The 16,852-nt window shown below is 41.9% G+C and carries 21 protein-coding genes and 1 rRNA gene; 19 read left to right on the top strand and 3 right to left on the bottom strand.

Going from position 1 to position 16,852, the window contains the following annotated elements; genetic code table 11:
* Positions 1 to 18: 18 nt before the first annotated feature.
* The 3 genes from PTRA_RS14680 to PTRA_RS14670 all read right to left on the bottom strand — a co-directional run bounded on the left by PTRA_RS14680 (position 19) and on the right by PTRA_RS14670 (position 3,026).
* On the bottom strand, positions 19 to 732 hold the full coding sequence (locus PTRA_RS14680; RefSeq protein WP_058374330.1) for a YIP1 family protein: 714 nt from the start codon (positions 730 to 732) through the stop codon (positions 19 to 21).
* A 187-nt stretch (positions 733 to 919) separates the two neighbouring features.
* Positions 920 to 1,597 carry a TorF family putative porin gene (locus tag PTRA_RS14675; protein ID WP_058374329.1) on the bottom strand — a complete coding sequence of 226 codons (678 nt, stop codon included), beginning with the start codon at positions 1,595 to 1,597 and terminating at the stop codon, positions 920 to 922.
* Between the two features lie 265 nt (positions 1,598 to 1,862).
* Positions 1,863 to 3,026 carry a hypothetical protein gene (locus PTRA_RS14670; protein WP_058374328.1) on the bottom strand — a complete coding sequence of 388 codons (1,164 nt, stop codon included), beginning with the start codon at positions 3,024 to 3,026 and terminating at the stop codon, positions 1,863 to 1,865.
* Positions 3,027 to 3,450: 424 nt separating this feature from the next.
* On the opposite strand from PTRA_RS14670, the gene PTRA_RS14665 reads away from it, so the two are divergent.
* The 19 genes from PTRA_RS14665 (at position 3,451) to PTRA_RS14575 (ending at position 16,747) form a co-directional block, all read left to right on the top strand.
* A complete protein-coding gene (locus tag PTRA_RS14665; protein ID WP_058374327.1) occupies positions 3,451 to 5,400 on the top strand; it encodes an AsmA family protein in 1,950 nt (649 codons plus the stop codon).
* A gap of 272 nt (positions 5,401 to 5,672) precedes the next feature.
* A complete protein-coding gene (gene rplN, locus PTRA_RS14660; RefSeq protein WP_011329449.1) occupies positions 5,673 to 6,041 on the top strand; it encodes a 50S ribosomal protein L14 in 369 nt (122 codons plus the stop codon).
* 10 nt (positions 6,042 to 6,051) lie between these two features.
* Entirely contained in the window at positions 6,052 to 6,366 is a 315-nt protein-coding gene (rplX, locus tag PTRA_RS14655; RefSeq protein ID WP_011329448.1) for a 50S ribosomal protein L24, read from the top strand.
* A 16-nt stretch (positions 6,367 to 6,382) separates the two neighbouring features.
* Positions 6,383 to 6,922, top strand: a complete 540-nt coding sequence (gene rplE / locus PTRA_RS14650) for a 50S ribosomal protein L5 (RefSeq protein ID WP_011329447.1) — start codon at positions 6,383 to 6,385, stop codon at positions 6,920 to 6,922.
* Between the two features lie 10 nt (positions 6,923 to 6,932).
* Positions 6,933 to 7,238 (top strand): 30S ribosomal protein S14, encoded by a 306-nt coding sequence (rpsN, locus tag PTRA_RS14645; protein WP_011329446.1) that lies wholly within the window; start codon positions 6,933 to 6,935, stop codon positions 7,236 to 7,238.
* A gap of 21 nt (positions 7,239 to 7,259) precedes the next feature.
* A complete protein-coding gene (rpsH, locus tag PTRA_RS14640; protein WP_011329445.1) occupies positions 7,260 to 7,652 on the top strand; it encodes a 30S ribosomal protein S8 in 393 nt (130 codons plus the stop codon).
* A gap of 13 nt (positions 7,653 to 7,665) precedes the next feature.
* Positions 7,666 to 8,199, top strand: a complete 534-nt coding sequence (gene rplF, locus PTRA_RS14635; RefSeq protein WP_011329444.1) for a 50S ribosomal protein L6 — start codon at positions 7,666 to 7,668, stop codon at positions 8,197 to 8,199.
* Positions 8,200 to 8,208: 9 nt separating this feature from the next.
* Positions 8,209 to 8,559 carry a 50S ribosomal protein L18 gene (gene rplR / locus PTRA_RS14630; RefSeq protein WP_011329443.1) on the top strand — a complete coding sequence of 117 codons (351 nt, stop codon included), beginning with the start codon at positions 8,209 to 8,211 and terminating at the stop codon, positions 8,557 to 8,559.
* A 9-nt stretch (positions 8,560 to 8,568) separates the two neighbouring features.
* Entirely contained in the window at positions 8,569 to 9,075 is a 507-nt protein-coding gene (gene rpsE, locus PTRA_RS14625; RefSeq protein WP_058374326.1) for a 30S ribosomal protein S5, read from the top strand.
* A gap of 2 nt (positions 9,076 to 9,077) precedes the next feature.
* Positions 9,078 to 9,260 carry a 50S ribosomal protein L30 gene (gene rpmD, locus PTRA_RS14620; RefSeq protein ID WP_011329441.1) on the top strand — a complete coding sequence of 61 codons (183 nt, stop codon included), beginning with the start codon at positions 9,078 to 9,080 and terminating at the stop codon, positions 9,258 to 9,260.
* Between the two features lie 4 nt (positions 9,261 to 9,264).
* Positions 9,265 to 9,699: a 50S ribosomal protein L15 gene (gene rplO, locus PTRA_RS14615; RefSeq protein WP_011329440.1), complete on the top strand. Its 435-nt coding sequence runs from the start codon at positions 9,265 to 9,267 to the stop codon at positions 9,697 to 9,699.
* A 10-nt stretch (positions 9,700 to 9,709) separates the two neighbouring features.
* Positions 9,710 to 11,038, top strand: a complete 1,329-nt coding sequence (gene secY, locus PTRA_RS14610) for a preprotein translocase subunit SecY (RefSeq protein WP_058374325.1) — start codon at positions 9,710 to 9,712, stop codon at positions 11,036 to 11,038.
* Between the two features lie 22 nt (positions 11,039 to 11,060).
* Positions 11,061 to 11,174 carry a 50S ribosomal protein L36 gene (gene rpmJ / locus PTRA_RS14605; RefSeq protein WP_002959476.1) on the top strand — a complete coding sequence of 38 codons (114 nt, stop codon included), beginning with the start codon at positions 11,061 to 11,063 and terminating at the stop codon, positions 11,172 to 11,174.
* A 124-nt stretch (positions 11,175 to 11,298) separates the two neighbouring features.
* A complete protein-coding gene (rpsM, locus tag PTRA_RS14600) occupies positions 11,299 to 11,655 on the top strand; it encodes a 30S ribosomal protein S13 (protein ID WP_006794252.1) in 357 nt (118 codons plus the stop codon).
* Between the two features lie 12 nt (positions 11,656 to 11,667).
* Entirely contained in the window at positions 11,668 to 12,054 is a 387-nt protein-coding gene (gene rpsK / locus PTRA_RS14595; protein WP_002959471.1) for a 30S ribosomal protein S11, read from the top strand.
* 21 nt (positions 12,055 to 12,075) lie between these two features.
* Entirely contained in the window at positions 12,076 to 12,696 is a 621-nt protein-coding gene (gene rpsD, locus PTRA_RS14590; RefSeq protein ID WP_058374324.1) for a 30S ribosomal protein S4, read from the top strand.
* A gap of 24 nt (positions 12,697 to 12,720) precedes the next feature.
* Entirely contained in the window at positions 12,721 to 13,707 is a 987-nt protein-coding gene (locus PTRA_RS14585) for a DNA-directed RNA polymerase subunit alpha (RefSeq protein ID WP_011329437.1), read from the top strand.
* A 39-nt stretch (positions 13,708 to 13,746) separates the two neighbouring features.
* Positions 13,747 to 14,148, top strand: a complete 402-nt coding sequence (gene rplQ, locus PTRA_RS14580; RefSeq protein ID WP_002959450.1) for a 50S ribosomal protein L17 — start codon at positions 13,747 to 13,749, stop codon at positions 14,146 to 14,148.
* Positions 14,149 to 15,211: 1,063 nt separating this feature from the next.
* Positions 15,212 to 16,747, top strand: a 16S ribosomal RNA gene (locus tag PTRA_RS14575).
* Positions 16,748 to 16,852 lie beyond the last annotated feature (105 nt).

Below are 16,852 nucleotides of genomic sequence, written 5' to 3'. Positions count from 1 at the left end.
CTTACCTCTGTATAATAATTAAAGTGCGGCAATAATCGCCCAAACACCAAAAATAATAATACTTGGTAAGGCTGCAAACAGCAGTGCTTTATTAGTTGAGAAATTAGTCCAGCATTTTAGCCCAACCATGCCCAGCGCAATGCTCCAAATAGTGAACAGATTAATTGATTCTAGTAAGGTATAAAAAGTATGTGTGGCATCAAGCCCAACAATGAGCTGATTGATAGAAGCGTAACTAAACACCGCTTGTTGCGAAATTTGATCTGTATTGGCCATTAATACTAAGGCGATAGTGCCAAGGCTTGAAATAACCGCAGGCATCATAGTCCACAATGAAAAGCCATACCAAGCACCGTAACTATGCTGTGAGTTAGGATCGAGTTTAGCAATCAACATATAATAAAGTGCGACTAAAGCATTCATTATTACTATGCCAATAATACCGCCGATCATGCCAAACCATATTTGATTTGGGGCATTTTGTTCAATCGCTTGGCGAATCATTTTTTGCTCGCCAATAGTGGCATCAACACTTGCAACGGTTACTTGCTCATTAATTAAAAACTGTATATCAACACTATTATAAAAAACAAACATACTCGCGGCGGTGGCAACTGCAATACAAATAAGGGCCAACCATGACCAGCCTTTTGCTTGCTCTATGCCACTAAACGCTTTGCTTGGGCTGATATAAATATCGATTAGTGCGCTTAGCGCGTTAGGTGACTTCATTATTATTCCTTAATAACCTAATTTTGGGGGGAATTACTGGCTATAGCATAAGGCAAAATGAGGATAAGGTGATTATTTTATTGTAACGGTTTGTTAACGTGGTTTGTTTAGTGGCCAGGTTATTTATACTGCTAAAACTAAAAAAGAGCCTTTCGGCTCTTGGGTTGCAGCAATTACAGTGTAATTTTTAAAGTGTAAAGTCTACTGAATAAATAATATAGGCTTTTACGTCAGAGCCATCTATATCGGTATCAGATAAACCAAAAGTGAAACCATCTTTAGATACTGCTATGCCATAATCAATAATATTGTCATCACCAATAAAATCACCAGAGTAATGACCTAAATGAAATGCTATTTCGGTGCCGTTACTGCCAACAGCAAAAGCATAATCTGCCGTTAGGTAAAGTGAGTCAGCAAAGTCTGTACCATCACCACTCGCTGCAGAGGTTGCTAATACGGCAGCGCCAAAGGTGAAACCTTTTACACTAATACTGCCGTAAATTTCAGAAAAGTCAGCATCAGCCATTGAAGCCGCATCAGGGTATGCATAATAAATGTAGCCAATATCGTAGCTCACGTTTTCATTTATTGCGCCACCAAAGCCTGTATACAAGTCTAATTCATAGGTCATCTCATCGGCCCAAGAGGCATTTGATGCCCACGCACCGGCATAAAAACCAGACTCGTTGGTGTAGTCAATGCCTCCTGAAATGGCGGCATCACCACCGGTTTGCTCTTGTCCGCGCCATAAGTAGTTTGATGTTGCTGCCACATTAGCGGTTACTTCAGCATAGGCTGTTGTTGATGCGACACTAACTAAAGAGAGTGCTGCTATTGTTATGACTTTTTGTAGTTTTAGCATGTTTTAGTTCCTGTTAGATGACTGCACGCGAAAGCTTTAGGGCTTACAGCTTGGCAGCATTTTATTATTTAACAGAAAAGAAGATTGCACGGGATATGCCAGCTTCACTTTATGGCAGTGAATATGGTTTTAGTTGTTTTAAAACAATGGTTTATAATTATTGGAGGGAGAGGTGCAGAGATAAGGTTTTAAGGGGTTTTACATTTGTGGTGCATAAATTAACCTAGCTGCACCAAATCGGCGCTGCTAGGTTAGTTATTAATAATTAACCAAAAATAGTACGCATTAAGCTAATTGTTTCGTTAACTCCACGACCTTTTTGTACTTCATTAATAATAGAATCACGTTTGCTACGAATATGCTCAGGAATATCGTCAGCTGCAAGTGCGCGGTCTACTAAAATTTCTGCAGACTCTTTACCTCTACGCTTAGTTTTACCTGTACCTGAAGTACTACGCTTTGGTTTGCTTAGCAGCTTGATGTAATTAGAGCTATCGGCTGTTGTGGTGTCGGCATAGTAAAAAAAGCACGGAATAAGCGCTTTAATGCTTACCAGCTGCTCTTCTAATTCGTTGTCTGCTTTAGCCATTTTAAACCAAGACAGAGTTTGAATTTTTTGTACTATGTCTTGCCAGTAACGCTCAAAGTCAGTGTTTTTTAGTTTGCTAACACCTAGTGCGCCACATAAAGCATCTAATCTATTATTGCTAATAGGAGTAAATACGTCAGGACGGCGCATCGCTAATAAGCGAGTTGCTGGAGCGAGCGTTGGCTTTTCGTTACCATCGCTAAAAGCTTTTAAGTAAGCTGCAACAAATTGTTGGTACTCATAATGAGTAATATTACCTTCCAACGGAATATTGCTAAGTGCATCATCAAACGCATCAGGCATATCGGCCAGTAGTTGATGAAACGCTTTAGCGCTTTTAGTTGATGCAAACCATTCAACATCAAAGTTATAAGTGCTTGGATCAAGCGATGCCATGTGCTTACCACTAAACGCAAGTAAGTCTTCTGGGATCATATCTTTAAGTGATTGCGGGCGAATGCTTGCAATGTAGCTAGTTAAGCGAAGTTGCTCATCAAGTGCAATAAGATCTTTGTGCTGCTCAATAAATGTAGTTACTACAGGCCAAGGCGCTACACGTAACGTTTTAACTTGTAAAAAGCTAATAGCAGAAATAAGTTGGTCGTGCAGTTTTTTTAGTACCGGTAACTGTTGCGGCTCTAGCAAGTCGTAATTCATACGCTCTTTGCTTGCGTTAAGCAGTTCATAGCACCAAAGTAAAAAATCATCTGGGTGGTTTTCTACTTTCACGGCCATTAGATTTAGGCTGAGTTCTGAGGATTGCTTCAGAATGTTTTGATATATTTGGTTTTCTTGCTCGCCTAGCGACATTTGTGACGGTGAAATTAGCAGTTTTTTCATGCCTTGTAGAACCTCGAGTTAGATGCATTTTTTAGCTGGTCTATTTTAGCGCAAATCTTGCAATAACAACAGAGGCATATACAAGCCTTAAGAATACAACAGTTAAAGTGCTCATAATTATTAATTTATTAAAACAATAAAATAGTTAACTTAAGTGGTGAAAACTCAGTTCGATTAGATTGTTTGAAAATCATACGGTGGTGTGCTTTTTGTATATTACTTGTTGAAAAGTAATGATTTATTGTTTTTTATAAAGCGGGTATGTGTTGTTTGTTAATATTTAAATAGTGTTGATATTATTAGCGCGTAGATTCATCATTAAAAAATAAATTAGTTGAAAGTTATTTTTTTTAGTACTGACAATGATTTTAGCGATAACTCTCGCTATGATATGAGTATTATTTGCACATTTGAAAGGACGATCATGAAAACCTTATTTAAAATTATAGGTGTAATACTGCTGTTATGTATTGCGCTTATTGTTGCAGCACCCTTTTTAATTCCTACTGATGCTATTTTTAATAAAGTCTCTGAGCAGGTGGAACAAACCACAGGACGTACATTAACTATTAAAGGCGATAAAACGCTGAGCGTGTTTCCTGCATTAAAATTAGAACTTAACGACGTACATTTTGCGAACATGAAATCGGGCTCGCGCGCCGATATGGCAAGTATGCAGCAACTTGCAGTACATATCCCTTGGCTATCGCTATTAGATGGGGAGTTTAAACTCGATAAGTTTGTTATTAACGAGCCTGATATTTTATTAGAGACAGATAAAAACGGTAAAGCTAACTGGCAGCTATTTGATGCGGTAGCTGAGCAGCCTAAAGAGCAAACAGGATCAGCGGAAGCGATAAAATTACCTGAGAACTTTGACATTGAGCTAGGAGAGGTTGCTATTTATGGTGGTACCTTTACTTATTTAGATGGTAAAACCGGGGTTAAACAGCAAATAAGTGATTTAGAACTGGCTATTTTACTTCCATCACTGCGTAAAACATTAGAAGTAAAAGGCGCAATAACTTACATGCAAGAGCGTTTTGAACTTGATGTAAAGCTAGATACGCCCGCAAAAGCGATTGAAGGCGCTACTTTTAATGTTCAACAAAGTTTAGATTCACGTTTAGTTGATTTAACTTTTGAAGGAACTATTGCCAAACAAGGCCAAGATATAAAAGGTCAGTTAGCGCTAAGTGGGGACTCAGTAAAAAATATAGCCAAATGGCAAGGTGTAGAGTTAGACGCTAAAGAAAATGCATTTAACGCCTTTAGTGTAAATGGCAAAATGCATTTAGCGGGTGAGAAATTTAAGCTTGAAGAGCTTATTGCCACATTAGATGCACTGCAAATAAAAGGTAAGAGCGAGCTAAACTTAGGTAACCGCTTAGCAGTAAATGCTGACATTGACTTAGGTATGCTTGACTTAAACCCATACTTACCAGAAGCCGTAGCTAAAAAAGAGCAGCCAACTACAGACGAAACCAAACCAGCAGAGCCCATTGTATGGGACGACACTAAAATAGACTTAAGTGCCTTAAATGCACTTGATGCTAATGTAGTAATACGCTCAAGTGGTTTAAAAGCTAATGATATTAAACTCGGTGCAAACCAATTTACAGTAACATTAAAAAATAGTGTCGCTAAATTAAGCTTAGATAACTTTGCAGCCTATGACGGAACAGGCAAAGGGGCAATTAATATAAATGCCCAGCAAACACCTTATAAAATAACCACTAATTTTGATTTAGCCGGTATTGATGCACAACCGTTATTAACCGATGCCGCAGGGTTTGATAAGTTAATGGGGAATGGCTCATTAGGTTGGAACTTAACCACAACTGGGCAAAGCCAAAAAGAGTTTGTTAACGCACTCAATGGTGAGCTAGGGTTTGAGTTTGCTAATGGCGCAGTAAAAGGTGCAAATATAGCTGAAATGATTCGCAAAGGTAAAGAATTGCTTAAAGGTAATGTAGGGGCAGTATCAGAAGGGCTAGATACTGGCTTTGATAAGTCACAGCAAACCGACTTCTCAGCATTAACGGGCAGCTTTAAGTTTACTAATGGGGTGGGCCATAATAACGACCTGTCGTTAATCAGCCCACTGATCCGTATTTCAGGCGAAGGTGATGTAGATTTACCGAATACTATTATTAATTACCGACTAGTAACCGGTATAGTGGATTCTATTGAGGGGCAGGGTACAACCGATGATAGTACCGGCTTTAAAATACCACTGCGCATTAAAGGGCCATTCCATGATGTAGGCATTAAGCTTGATTTTGGTAATGCGCTTAAAGAAGAAGCAAAAGAAAAGCTCAAAGAAAAAGCAAAAGACAAACTTAAAGATAAATTGAAAGGTTTGTTTGGCTAAAACCCTGATAAATAATCTACAAGGCACTAAGATAGTGCCTTGTTTGTTTTGTAACCACATGTAAAATAGCTAGATAGCCGTAATTACTCAATATTAATTAGCTTTCCCTCATAATTAATTAAAAAATAACCTACCGCTCCCCCCGTAATGCTGGTACAATTGCCCGCCCTTAAGAGACAACTAGCTTGTTTTTTGAGTGGATTTCAATCGAAATGTCTTGATTCTAAACGAATTTAAGACAAGTTGTAATTACTACACCGGAGGTCATTAACATGATCCAAATGCAAACTCAGCTGGAAGTTGCTGATAACAGCGGCGCTCGCAAAGTGCAGTGTATAAAAGTCCTTGGTGGTTCTCACCGTCGCTATGCAGCGATTGGCGACATCATTAAAGTTTCTGTTAAAGAAGCTATTCCTCGCGGTAAAGTGAAGAAAGGTGATGTTAAAAACGCGGTAGTTGTGCGCACCAAAAAAGGCGTTCGTCGTCCAGACGGTTCTTTGATCCGTTTCGATAGCAATGCAGCTGTTATCTTAAATGATAACTTGCAGCCTATTGGTACTCGTATCTTCGGCCCTGTGACTCGTGAACTTCGTAATGATAAGTTCATGAAAATCGTTTCACTAGCCCCAGAAGTACTGTAAGGAGTCTATCATGGCAGCAAAAATCCGTCGTGATGACGAAGTAATCGTTCTAGCAGGTAAAGACAAAGGTAAGCGCGGCAAAGTGCTTTCAGTTGTTACTGAATCTGGAAGATTATTTGTCGAAGGCATAAACTTGATCAAAAAACACCAAAAGCCGGTTCCACAATTGAACCAACCTGGCGGTATTGTTGAGAAAGAAGCGTCTATCGACGTATCAAACGTTGCGATCTACAACTCGGAAACGAGTAAAGCAGATCGTGTAGGTTTCAAGATTGAAGATGGTAAGAAATTACGTATCTTTAAATCTACTGGTAAAACTATTTAATAGTTGGAGTAGAATGATGGCGAAACTGCATGAAGTATATAAAGACAAAGTAGTTGCTGAACTTCAAGAGAAGTTTGGTTTCAGCTCTGTCATGCAAGTCCCTCTGATCGAAAAGATCACATTGAATATGGGCGTGGGCGAAGCCCTAGCTGACAAGAAAATTCTAGATAACGCTGTTGCGGATCTAGCTGCAATCTCTGGTCAGAAACCTTTAATCACTAAAGCACGCAAATCTGTTGCTGGCTTCAAAGTGCGTGAAGGTTACCCGATAGGTTGTAAAGTAACCCTACGTGGCGAACGTATGTGGGACTTTTTTGAGCGTTTGGTATCAATCGCTATCCCACGTATTCGCGACTTCCGTGGCGTAAGTGCTAAGTCTTTTGATGGACGTGGTAACTACAGCATGGGCGTACGTGAACAAATCATCTTCCCAGAAATCGATTACGATAAAGTAGACCGTGTACGCGGTATGGATATTACTATCACTACTTCTGCGAAATCTGATGAGGAAGGCCGTGCGTTGTTAGAAGCGTTTAACTTCCCATTCAAGAAATAAGGGTAGGGTTATGGCAAAGAATTCTATGAAAGCGCGCGAAGCAAAGCGCACAAAACTAGTTGCTCAGTTCGCTGAAAAGCGCACAGCACTAAAAGCTATCATCAGTGATGTTAATACATCTGAAGATGATCGTTGGGACGCGGTACTTAAGCTACAAGCTTTACCACGTGATTCTAGCCCTGTACGTCAGCGTAATCGTTGTAACATTACGGGCCGCCCACATGGTTTCCTTCGCAAATTCGGCATGAGCCGTATTAAAGTTCGCGAAGCAGCTATGCGCGGTGAAATTCCTGGCCTTAAAAAAGCTAGCTGGTAAAAGAATCACGGGAGTAAGACTATGAGCTTGCAAGATCCTATCGCGGATTTGTTTACACGAATCCGTAACGGTCAGTCAGCGAAGAAAGTATCTGTAACGATGCCTAATTCAAAACTGAAAGTAGCAGTAGCTAAAGTATTAAAAAATGAAGGTTACATCGCTGATTTCGCAATCAATGGCGACGTAAAACCTGAGCTTTCTATCGAATTGAAGTACTTCGAAGGCAAAGCTGTTATTGAAAATATCCAGCGTGTTAGCCGCCCTGGTTTACGTATCTATAAGAGACGTGACGAATTACCAAAGGTAATGGGTGGTCTAGGTATCGCTATCGTATCAACTTCTAAAGGCCTAATGACAGACCGCGCAGCACGTAGTGCAGGCGTTGGTGGTGAAATCATTGGTTTTGTAGCTTAATCGGAGGGGAACTATGTCTCGCATAGCAAAGGCACCAATTAGTGTTCCTGCCGGTGTAGAAGTTACATTAAAAGGCCAGGAAATCACAGTTAAAGGCAAAAACGGTGAATTAACTCGTACTATCAACAACGCTGTTGAAGTAAAAGTTGAAGAAAACGTTATTACAACTTTACCTCGTGAAGGCGTAACAGATGCATGGGCTCAAGCAGGTACTGCTCGCGCTCTAATCAACAATATGATTGTTGGTACGCATGAAGGTTACGAGAAGAAACTTCAGTTAGTAGGCGTTGGTTATCGTGCAGCAGCTAAGGGTAAAACATTAGATTTAACTCTTGGTTTCTCGCACCCAGTTCATTTCGCAGTTCCTGAAGGAATTACGATTGAAACTCCAAGCCAAACAGAAGTTCTAGTTAAGGGCGTAGATAAGCAGTTAGTTGGTCAAACAGCTGCTAACATTCGTGCATACCGTAAACCTGAGCCATATAAAGGCAAGGGTGTTCGTTATTCAGATGAGAATGTGCGCCGTAAAGAGGCTAAGAAGAAGTAAGGTAAGACGATGGATAAAAAAACAGCTCGTCTACGTCGTGCTAAACGCACTCGTAGAAATTATATTGAACAAGGCACAACGCGTCTTGTTATCCACCGCACGCCACGTCACATATACGCTCAAGTAGTTACTGCTGAGGGTACTGTACTGGCTGCTGCTTCTACTGTTGAAAAAGCTATTTGCGAAACAGTTAAAGGCACCGGCAACGTTGCAGCTGCGCAAGCAGTTGGTAAAGCGGTTGCTGAACGTGCGGCTGACAAAGGCATCGAAAAGATTGCTTTTGATCGTAGTGGCTTTAAATATCACGGCCGTGTGAAGGCGCTAGCTGATGCTGCGCGTGAAGCCGGTTTGCAATTCTAGGAGTAGACAATGGCTAACGTAGAAGCAAAGCAACAACAGCCTGATCTAGCTGAAAAGCTAATCGCGGTGAACCGTGTGTCTAAAGTAGTTAAAGGTGGTCGTATCTTTAGCTTTACAGCACTAACAGTAGTTGGTGATGGCGCAGGTAAAGTAGGTTTTGGTTATGGTAAAGCACGTGAAGTTCCAGCTGCTATTCAAAAAGCAATGGAAAAAGCACGTCGCAATATGATCAATGTAGACCTAAATGGCAACACATTACAGCATCCTGTTAAAGGACGTCATGCTGGCTCACAAGTGTTTATGAAACCAGCATCTGAAGGTACTGGTATCATCGCGGGTGGTGCAATGCGTGCGGTACTAGAAGTGACTGGTGTGCAGAACGTACTTTCTAAATGTTACGGTTCTACTAACCCAATCAACGTAGTGCGTGCAACAATCTCTGCTCTTGAGAATATGAATTCTCCACAGACGATTGCTGCTAAACGTGGTCTTCGCATAGACGAGATACTGGGGTAACCATGGCAAATCAAACTGTAAAAGTAACACAAGTAAAAAGCTCTATCGGTCGTTTACCGAAACATAAAGCTACATTACGCGGTCTTGGTTTACGTCGTATCAACCACACTGTTGAGTTAGAAGACACAGCATGTGTACGTGGTATGATAAACCAGGTTTCTTACATGGTTAAGGTAGAGGGTTAATTTCATGCATTTGAATACACTTTCACCTGCTGCAGGTTCAAAAACTGCTCCAAAACGTGTTGGTCGTGGTATCGGTTCTGGTCTTGGTAAGACTGGTGGTCGTGGTCACAAAGGTCAAAAATCACGTTCTGGCGGTAAAGTACGCGTTGGTTTCGAAGGCGGTCAAATGCCTATGCAACGTCGTCTACCTAAGTTCGGTTTCACTTCTCGCAAATCATTAGTATCTGCAGAAATAAACCTATACGAAATCGCTAAAGTAGAAGGCGATGTGGTAGACCTAAGCGCGTTACAAGCAGCTGGTCTAGTTAAAAAGAACGTTTTGTTCGTTAAAGTTGTTAAATCTGGCGAAGTTTCACGCGCTGTTACCGTTAAGGGCCTTAGAGCCACTAAAGGTGCACGCGAAGCTATCGAAGCTGCCGGAGGCAAGGTAGAAGACTAAGGAAGTACTAATGGCTAAACCAGGTCAAGATATGCAAAGTGCACAAGGTGGACTTTCGGAATTGAAGCGCCGATTACTCTTCGTATTAGGTGCTATCATTATATACCGTCTAGGTTCATTTGTGCCGATCCCTGGGATTGACGCCGCTGTACTTGCCGATTTCTTCGAGCAACAAAAGGGCACCATTGTTGAGATGTTCAACATGTTTAGCGGTGGTGCGCTTGAGCGAGCTTCAGTGTTAGCACTGGGTATTATGCCGTATATCTCGGCTTCGATTATTACGCAACTATTAACGCATATGTATCCTCCGTTTATAGAGCTTAAGAAAGAAGGTGAGCAAGGGCGTAAAAAAATTAGCCAGTACACACGCTATGGCACGCTTGTGCTTGCTACTATCCAATCAATCGGTATTGCCACAAGCTTACCGGGCATGATCGAAGGGTTAGTTGTTAACCCTGGTATGGGTTTCTATTTCACCGCAGTGGTGAGTTTAGTGACTGGTACTATGTTCCTTATGTGGTTGGGCGAACAAATAACAGAGCGTGGTATCGGTAACGGTATCTCTGTTTTAATATTTGTTGGTATTGTAGCTAACCTGCCGTCTGCTATTGGTTCGACAGCTGAAATGGCGCGCCAAGGTGATTTGAATGTTTTTGTACTGTTGATGGTTGCGGTAATCGTATTCGCTGTTACTTATCTTGTAGTGTTTTTTGAACGTGGCCAACGACGTATTGTTGTTAACTACGCTAAACGCCAACAAGGTCGTCAAGTATTTGCTGCCCAAAGCACGCATTTACCACTAAAAGTAAATATGGCGGGTGTTATTCCACCAATTTTCGCTAGCAGTATAATTCTGTTCCCTGGTACAATTGCCAGCTGGTTCGGCCAGGGTGAAGGTCCGGTCGCTGATGTGTTACAAGCTATAGCTACAACGTTGACCCCAGGTCAGCCATTGTATGCAATGGTTTTAGCAGCAGCTATCATCTTCTTCTGCTTTTTCTACACAGCGTTGGTGTTTAACCCACGTGAAACAGCAGATAACCTGAAGAAATCTGGCGCATTTATCCCAGGTATTCGTCCAGGTGAGCAGACATCTAAATACATTGATAAAGTGATGACACGCCTGACATTGGCAGGTGCTTTGTATATAACCTTTATCTGTCTGGTGCCTGAATTCATGACAATGGCATGGCAAACGCCATTCTACTTCGGCGGTACATCAATTTTGATTATCGTTGTTGTTATCATGGACTTTATGGCACAAGTACAGACTCACCTGATGTCTCATCAGTATGATTCTGTGCTGAAAAAAGCGAACCTTAAAGGCTATGGTCGATAAGGTCAGTTTACGGAGTTGAGCAATGAAAGTACGTGCTTCCGTTAAGAAAATATGCCGTAACTGTAAAGTTATTAAACGTGCTGGTGTAGTACGCGTAATTTGCAGTGAGCCTAAGCATAAGCAAAGGCAAGGTTAAGTAAACAGCGTGCAGGCTGAGTTTTCTCGGCCTGTGTTTTTAGTAGTGATTTGGTCTTCGTTTGAGTATCCTTACGGGCTCTTCAAACAGATGATTACCAAATTCGAATATAGGAGATGTGTTAGTGGCCCGTATTGCTGGCATTAACGTCCCTGATCATAAACATGCAGTTATTGGTTTAACAGCTATTTATGGCATAGGTAAGACTCGCTCTAAGGCTATCTTAGCAGCGACTGGTATCGCCGAGACCACAAAAATCGGTGAACTTTCAGACGAAACTCTTGACGTATTGCGTGATGCAGTTGGCAAGTACACCGTTGAAGGTGATCTTCGTCGTGAAGTTACTTTAAATATCAAGCGCCTAATGGACCTTGGTTGTTATCGTGGCCTACGTCACCGTCGCTCTTTACCACTACGTGGTCAAAGAACTAAGACTAACGCGCGTACCCGTAAGGGTCCTCGTAAGCCTATTAAGCGATAAGGGGATAGTATTATGGCTAAGACACCAATTCGTCGTAAAAAGGTTAAAAAACAAGTTGCTGATGGTATGGCTCATGTTCATGCTTCTTTCAACAACACTATTGTAACGATTACCGATCGTCAAGGTAATGCACTATCATGGGCTACTGCCGGTGGTTCAGGTTTCCGTGGTTCACGTAAATCTACTCCATTTGCTGCTCAGGTTGCTGCAGAGCGTGCAGGTACTGCTGCTCAAGAATACGGTTTAAAAAATCTAGAAGTTTTCATCAAAGGTCCAGGTCCAGGTCGTGAATCTGCTGTACGTGCTTTGAATGCTGCTGGCTACCGTATTACCAACATTACTGACGTGACGCCAATACCACATAATGGTTGTCGTCCACCGAAGAAACGTCGCGTTTAACAATAGGTTAGGAGAAATAACATGGCAAGATATTTGGGCCCTAAGCTCAAGCTGAGTCGTCGTGAAGGCACTGACCTGTTCCTTAAGAGCGGCGTAAGAGCTATCGACTCTAAGTGTAAACTTGAGACTGCACCTGGTCAGCATGGCGCTCGTAAAGGTCGCTTATCTGATTACGGTTTACAATTACGTGAAAAGCAAAAAGTACGTCGTATCTACGGTGTATTAGAAAAGCAATTCCGTAACTACTACAAAGAAGCTGCTCGCCTTAAAGGTAATACAGGTGAAAACTTGTTACAGCTATTAGAGCAACGTTTAGACAATGTTGTATATCGCATGGGTTTTGCTAGTACACGTGCAGAAGCACGTCAGTTAGTAAGCCATAAAGCGATTTTAGTTAATGGTCGTGTTGTGAATGTTCCTTCATACGTAATTACTCCAGAAGATACTGTTGTAATCCGTGAGAAGTCTAAAACACAAGCACGTATCATCGCTGCTCTAGAGTTGGCTGAGCAACGTGAAAAGCCGACTTGGGTTGAAGTTGACGGTAAGAAATTGGAAGGCAGCTTTAAGCGTCTACCTGAGCGTTCAGATCTGTCTGCGGACATTAATGAACAACTAATCGTCGAACTTTACTCTAAGTAAAGTTAAGAGTTAAGAGAGGATAAAATGCAGGGTTCTGTTACAGAATTTCTAAAACCAAGGTTAGTCGATATCGACGCTATCAACCCAACACGTTCTAAAATAGTTTTAGAACCACTTGAGCGTGGCTTCGGTCACACTTTGGGTAATGCCTTACGCCGTATACTGCTTTCATCTATGCCTGGATGTGCAGTAACTGAAGTTGAAATCGACGGTGTATTGCATGAGTACAGCGCGAAAGAAGGCGTTCAAGAAGACATCATTGAAATACTACTAAACCTAAAAGGTTTAGCAGTAACGTTAGAAGGCAAAGATGAAGTTTTTCTGACCCTGGCTAAATCTGGTGTAGGCCCTGTGACTGCGTCAGATATTCAGCACGATGGCGATGTAACAATTGCTAACCCAGATCATGTTATTTGTAATTTAACAACAAATAACAGCGAGATCAGCATGCGTATTCGTGTTGAACGTGGTCGTGGTTATGTGCCGGCATCTAGTCGTTTATCCTCTGATGACGATGAGCGTCCAATTGGTAGATTGTTGCTTGATGCATCATTTAGCCCAGTTGAACGTATTGCGTACTCGGTTGAATCAGCTCGAGTTGAGCAACGTACAGATTTAGACAAGTTAATCATTGATATGGAAACAAACGGCACTTTAGATCCAGAAGAAGCGATCCGCCGTGCGTCTACTATCTTAGCTGAGCAATTAGATGCATTCGTAGATTTACGTGATGTAACTGAGCCAGAAGAGAAAGAAGAGAAGCCAGAATTCGATCCTATTCTACTTCGTCCAGTTGATGATCTTGAACTAACAGTACGCTCAGCAAATTGTTTGAAAGCCGAGCAAATTCAATATATCGGTGATTTAGTTCAGCGCACTGAAGTTGAGCTTCTTAAAACGCCTAATTTAGGTAAGAAGTCTCTAACTGAAATTAAAGACGTGCTAGCTTCACGTGGACTTTCTCTAGGCATGCGCCTAGAAAATTGGCCACCTGCAAGTTTAGCTGAATAATCTAAATCACTATATTAGTTTAGTTAGAAGGATAGGGTCATGCGCCATCGTAAGAGTGGTCGTCAATTAAACCGTAACAGTAGCCATCGTAAAGCGATGTTTAGCAATATGGCAGGTTCTTTGGTGAAACATGAAATCATCAAAACTACTTTGCCTAAAGCGAAAGAGTTACGTCGTGTAATTGAACCTTTAATCACACTGGCTAAGACTGACAGTGTAGCAAATCGCCGTTTAGCGTTTGCTCGCACGCGTGATAATGAAGTTGTTGGTAAGTTATTCAGTGAAATCGGTCCACGTAACGCGGATCGTCCAGGTGGTTACACTCGTATTCTTAAGTGTGGCTTCCGTACTGGTGATAATGCACCAATGGCTTATATTGAACTAGTTGGTCGCCCAGCGACTAGCGAAGCAGTTCAAGAAGACGCACAGTCTGCAGAGTAAGTCTTAAAGAAACCTAAAAGCCGAGCTTATGCTCGGCTTTTTCTTGCCAAAAATTTGTTAATCTATATGAATCAGTAATTACCTTCTATATATGATCATTTACGAGTACTGACTCATAGATTCTAAATTGATAAATTGTTTTAACACCTGCTTTAATATCCCTACCTAGTTAAGGATTATCTTCACTATATATTGTTCGTTTATAGCTACTATATAATACAGCTGCAAAACTTAGATTATCCAGTAGAGCGGCTCCTACGAAGTTTATATTTATAAATCTGCTTATAAGACATAACGTGTACTCATTTATCTATATACCTAATATTAAGAATCTCATAGGTTAAGTATTACGACCTAAGTAAACTTATTTCTTAATATTATAAAACTATGATTAAGCATAGCTCGATCAATTCAATTTTTGCCTTTCGATTACTTTAAATGATTTTAAGTAATACGCGTCTTCTCATATTGGTTAGTTATTCAGCATAGATAATCCAAATATGTCTTTATTCATTAGTAGTTGCCATAATTTTCATTTCAAATAGCTCTATAAATCTCTTAACGATAGTAGTTTAGTTGTGTTTTTGAGCGTTTAGCTCAAATACCCAGCGAACAGCAGTTTATTTCAAGTTTTCTTTAAAAAACAGTTGATCTGTTTTCGGATCTCCCTATAATGCGACCCCACTGAGACGAGAACTACTTAGAGAGTTAAATAAAACTTCGGTTTTAAATCTTCCAAAAAGAAAGTTTAAAACAAAGTATTGACTCGAAAAATAAAGGATGTATTATACGCATCCCTTGAGACGCTAAAGCGAATCAAAACGTTCTTTAACAATATAAAGCAATCATCTGTGTGGGCACTCGTACAGATTGAGTTCTAACAGCCAAACTGCTTACTCTTTATGGGTAATTAGCGAGGCAAACAAATTAGAGTCTCAATTGAAAACTGAGTGACCAACAGAAGTAACTTATTTATAAGTTGCTTCGGCACAGTCAATTCAATATCGAAAGATATTAAAATAAATTCAGAATTCATTGAGCTGTCGAAAGACATAAAACTTTTTAATTGAAGAGTTTGATCATGGCTCAGATTGAACGCTGGCGGCAGGCCTAACACATGCAAGTCGAGCGGTAACAGAGAGAAGCTTGCTTCTTTGCTGACGAGCGGCGGACGGGTGAGTAATGCTTGGGAACATGCCTTGAGGTGGGGGACAACAGTTGGAAACGACTGCTAATACCGCATAATGTCTACGGACCAAAGGGGGCTTCGGCTCTCGCCTTTAGATTGGCCCAAGTGGGATTAGCTAGTTGGTGAGGTAATGGCTCACCAAGGCGACGATCCCTAGCTGGTTTGAGAGGATGATCAGCCACACTGGGACTGAGACACGGCCCAGACTCCTACGGGAGGCAGCAGTGGGGAATATTGCACAATGGGCGCAAGCCTGATGCAGCCATGCCGCGTGTGTGAAGAAGGCCTTCGGGTTGTAAAGCACTTTCAGTCAGGAGGAAAGGTTAACGGTTAATACCCGTTAGCTGTGACGTTACTGACAGAAGAAGCACCGGCTAACTCCGTGCCAGCAGCCGCGGTAATACGGAGGGTGCGAGCGTTAATCGGAATTACTGGGCGTAAAGCGTACGCAGGCGGTTTGTTAAGCGAGATGTGAAAGCCCCGGGCTCAACCTGGGAACTGCATTTCGAACTGGCAAACTAGAGTGTGATAGAGGGTGGTAGAATTTCAGGTGTAGCGGTGAAATGCGTAGAGATCTGAAGGAATACCGATGGCGAAGGCAGCCACCTGGGTCAACACTGACGCTCATGTACGAAAGCGTGGGGAGCAAACGGGATTAGATACCCCGGTAGTCCACGCCGTAAACGATGTCTACTAGAAGCTCGGAGCCTCGGTTCTGTTTTTCAAAGCTAACGCATTAAGTAGACCGCCTGGGGAGTACGGCCGCAAGGTTAAAACTCAAATGAATTGACGGGGGCCCGCACAAGCGGTGGAGCATGTGGTTTAATTCGATGCAACGCGAAGAACCTTACCTACACTTGACATACAGAGAACTTACCAGAGATGGTTTGGTGCCTTCGGGAACTCTGATACAGGTGCTGCATGGCTGTCGTCAGCTCGTGTTGTGAGATGTTGGGTTAAGTCCCGCAACGAGCGCAACCCCTATCCTTAGTTGCTAGCAGGTAATGCTGAGAACTCTAAGGAGACTGCCGGTGATAAACCGGAGGAAGGTGGGGACGACGTCAAGTCATCATGGCCCTTACGTGTAGGGCTACACACGTGCTACAATGGCGCATACAGAGTGCTGCGAACCTGCGAAGGTAAGCGAATCACTTAAAGTGCGTCGTAGTCCGGATTGGAGTCTGCAACTCGACTCCATGAAGTCGGAATCGCTAGTAATCGCGTATCAGAATGACGCGGTGAATACGTTCCCGGGCCTTGTACACACCGCCCGTCACACCATGGGAGTGGGTTGCTCCAGAAGTAGATAGTCTAACCCTCGGGAGGACGTTTACCACGGAGTGATTCATGACTGGGGTGAAGTCGTAACAAGGTAGCCCTAGGGGAACCTGGGGCTGGATCACCTCCTTATACGATTTAGAACTTATTTGTTCGTAGTGTCCACACAGATGATTGTTAATTAGTGCTTGTCCTTCGGGATAACTAATTAATATGCTCTTTAAAAATTTGGAAAAG

The organism is Pseudoalteromonas translucida KMM 520 (assembly GCF_001465295.1).
GTDB lineage: Bacteria > Pseudomonadota > Gammaproteobacteria > Enterobacterales > Alteromonadaceae > Pseudoalteromonas > Pseudoalteromonas translucida.
The sequence above is the reverse complement of the archived record's forward strand: the minus strand, read 5'-3'. Positions and strand labels throughout refer to the sequence as shown.

Excerpts from the sequence above, each read along its gene's own strand:
- PTRA_RS14680 (WP_058374330.1), bottom strand. The coding sequence starts at position 732 with ATGAAGTCACCTAACGCGCTAAGCGCACTAATCGATATTTATATCAGC.
- PTRA_RS14675 (WP_058374329.1), bottom strand. The coding sequence starts at position 1,597 with ATGCTAAAACTACAAAAAGTCATAACAATAGCAGCACTCTCTTTAGTT.
- PTRA_RS14670 (WP_058374328.1), bottom strand. The coding sequence starts at position 3,026 with ATGAAAAAACTGCTAATTTCACCGTCACAAATGTCGCTAGGCGAGCAA.
- PTRA_RS14665 (WP_058374327.1), top strand. The coding sequence starts at position 3,451 with ATGAAAACCTTATTTAAAATTATAGGTGTAATACTGCTGTTATGTATT.
- rplN (WP_011329449.1), top strand. The coding sequence starts at position 5,673 with ATGATCCAAATGCAAACTCAGCTGGAAGTTGCTGATAACAGCGGCGCT.
- rplX (WP_011329448.1), top strand. The coding sequence starts at position 6,052 with ATGGCAGCAAAAATCCGTCGTGATGACGAAGTAATCGTTCTAGCAGGT.
- rplE (WP_011329447.1), top strand. The coding sequence starts at position 6,383 with ATGGCGAAACTGCATGAAGTATATAAAGACAAAGTAGTTGCTGAACTT.
- rpsN (WP_011329446.1), top strand. The coding sequence starts at position 6,933 with ATGGCAAAGAATTCTATGAAAGCGCGCGAAGCAAAGCGCACAAAACTA.
- rpsH (WP_011329445.1), top strand. The coding sequence starts at position 7,260 with ATGAGCTTGCAAGATCCTATCGCGGATTTGTTTACACGAATCCGTAAC.
- rplF (WP_011329444.1), top strand. The coding sequence starts at position 7,666 with ATGTCTCGCATAGCAAAGGCACCAATTAGTGTTCCTGCCGGTGTAGAA.
- rplR (WP_011329443.1), top strand. The coding sequence starts at position 8,209 with ATGGATAAAAAAACAGCTCGTCTACGTCGTGCTAAACGCACTCGTAGA.
- rpsE (WP_058374326.1), top strand. The coding sequence starts at position 8,569 with ATGGCTAACGTAGAAGCAAAGCAACAACAGCCTGATCTAGCTGAAAAG.
- rpmD (WP_011329441.1), top strand. The coding sequence starts at position 9,078 with ATGGCAAATCAAACTGTAAAAGTAACACAAGTAAAAAGCTCTATCGGT.
- rplO (WP_011329440.1), top strand. The coding sequence starts at position 9,265 with ATGCATTTGAATACACTTTCACCTGCTGCAGGTTCAAAAACTGCTCCA.
- secY (WP_058374325.1), top strand. The coding sequence starts at position 9,710 with ATGGCTAAACCAGGTCAAGATATGCAAAGTGCACAAGGTGGACTTTCG.
- rpmJ (WP_002959476.1), top strand. The coding sequence starts at position 11,061 with ATGAAAGTACGTGCTTCCGTTAAGAAAATATGCCGTAACTGTAAAGTT.
- rpsK (WP_002959471.1), top strand. The coding sequence starts at position 11,668 with ATGGCTAAGACACCAATTCGTCGTAAAAAGGTTAAAAAACAAGTTGCT.
- rpsD (WP_058374324.1), top strand. The coding sequence starts at position 12,076 with ATGGCAAGATATTTGGGCCCTAAGCTCAAGCTGAGTCGTCGTGAAGGC.
- PTRA_RS14585 (WP_011329437.1), top strand. The coding sequence starts at position 12,721 with ATGCAGGGTTCTGTTACAGAATTTCTAAAACCAAGGTTAGTCGATATC.
- rplQ (WP_002959450.1), top strand. The coding sequence starts at position 13,747 with ATGCGCCATCGTAAGAGTGGTCGTCAATTAAACCGTAACAGTAGCCAT.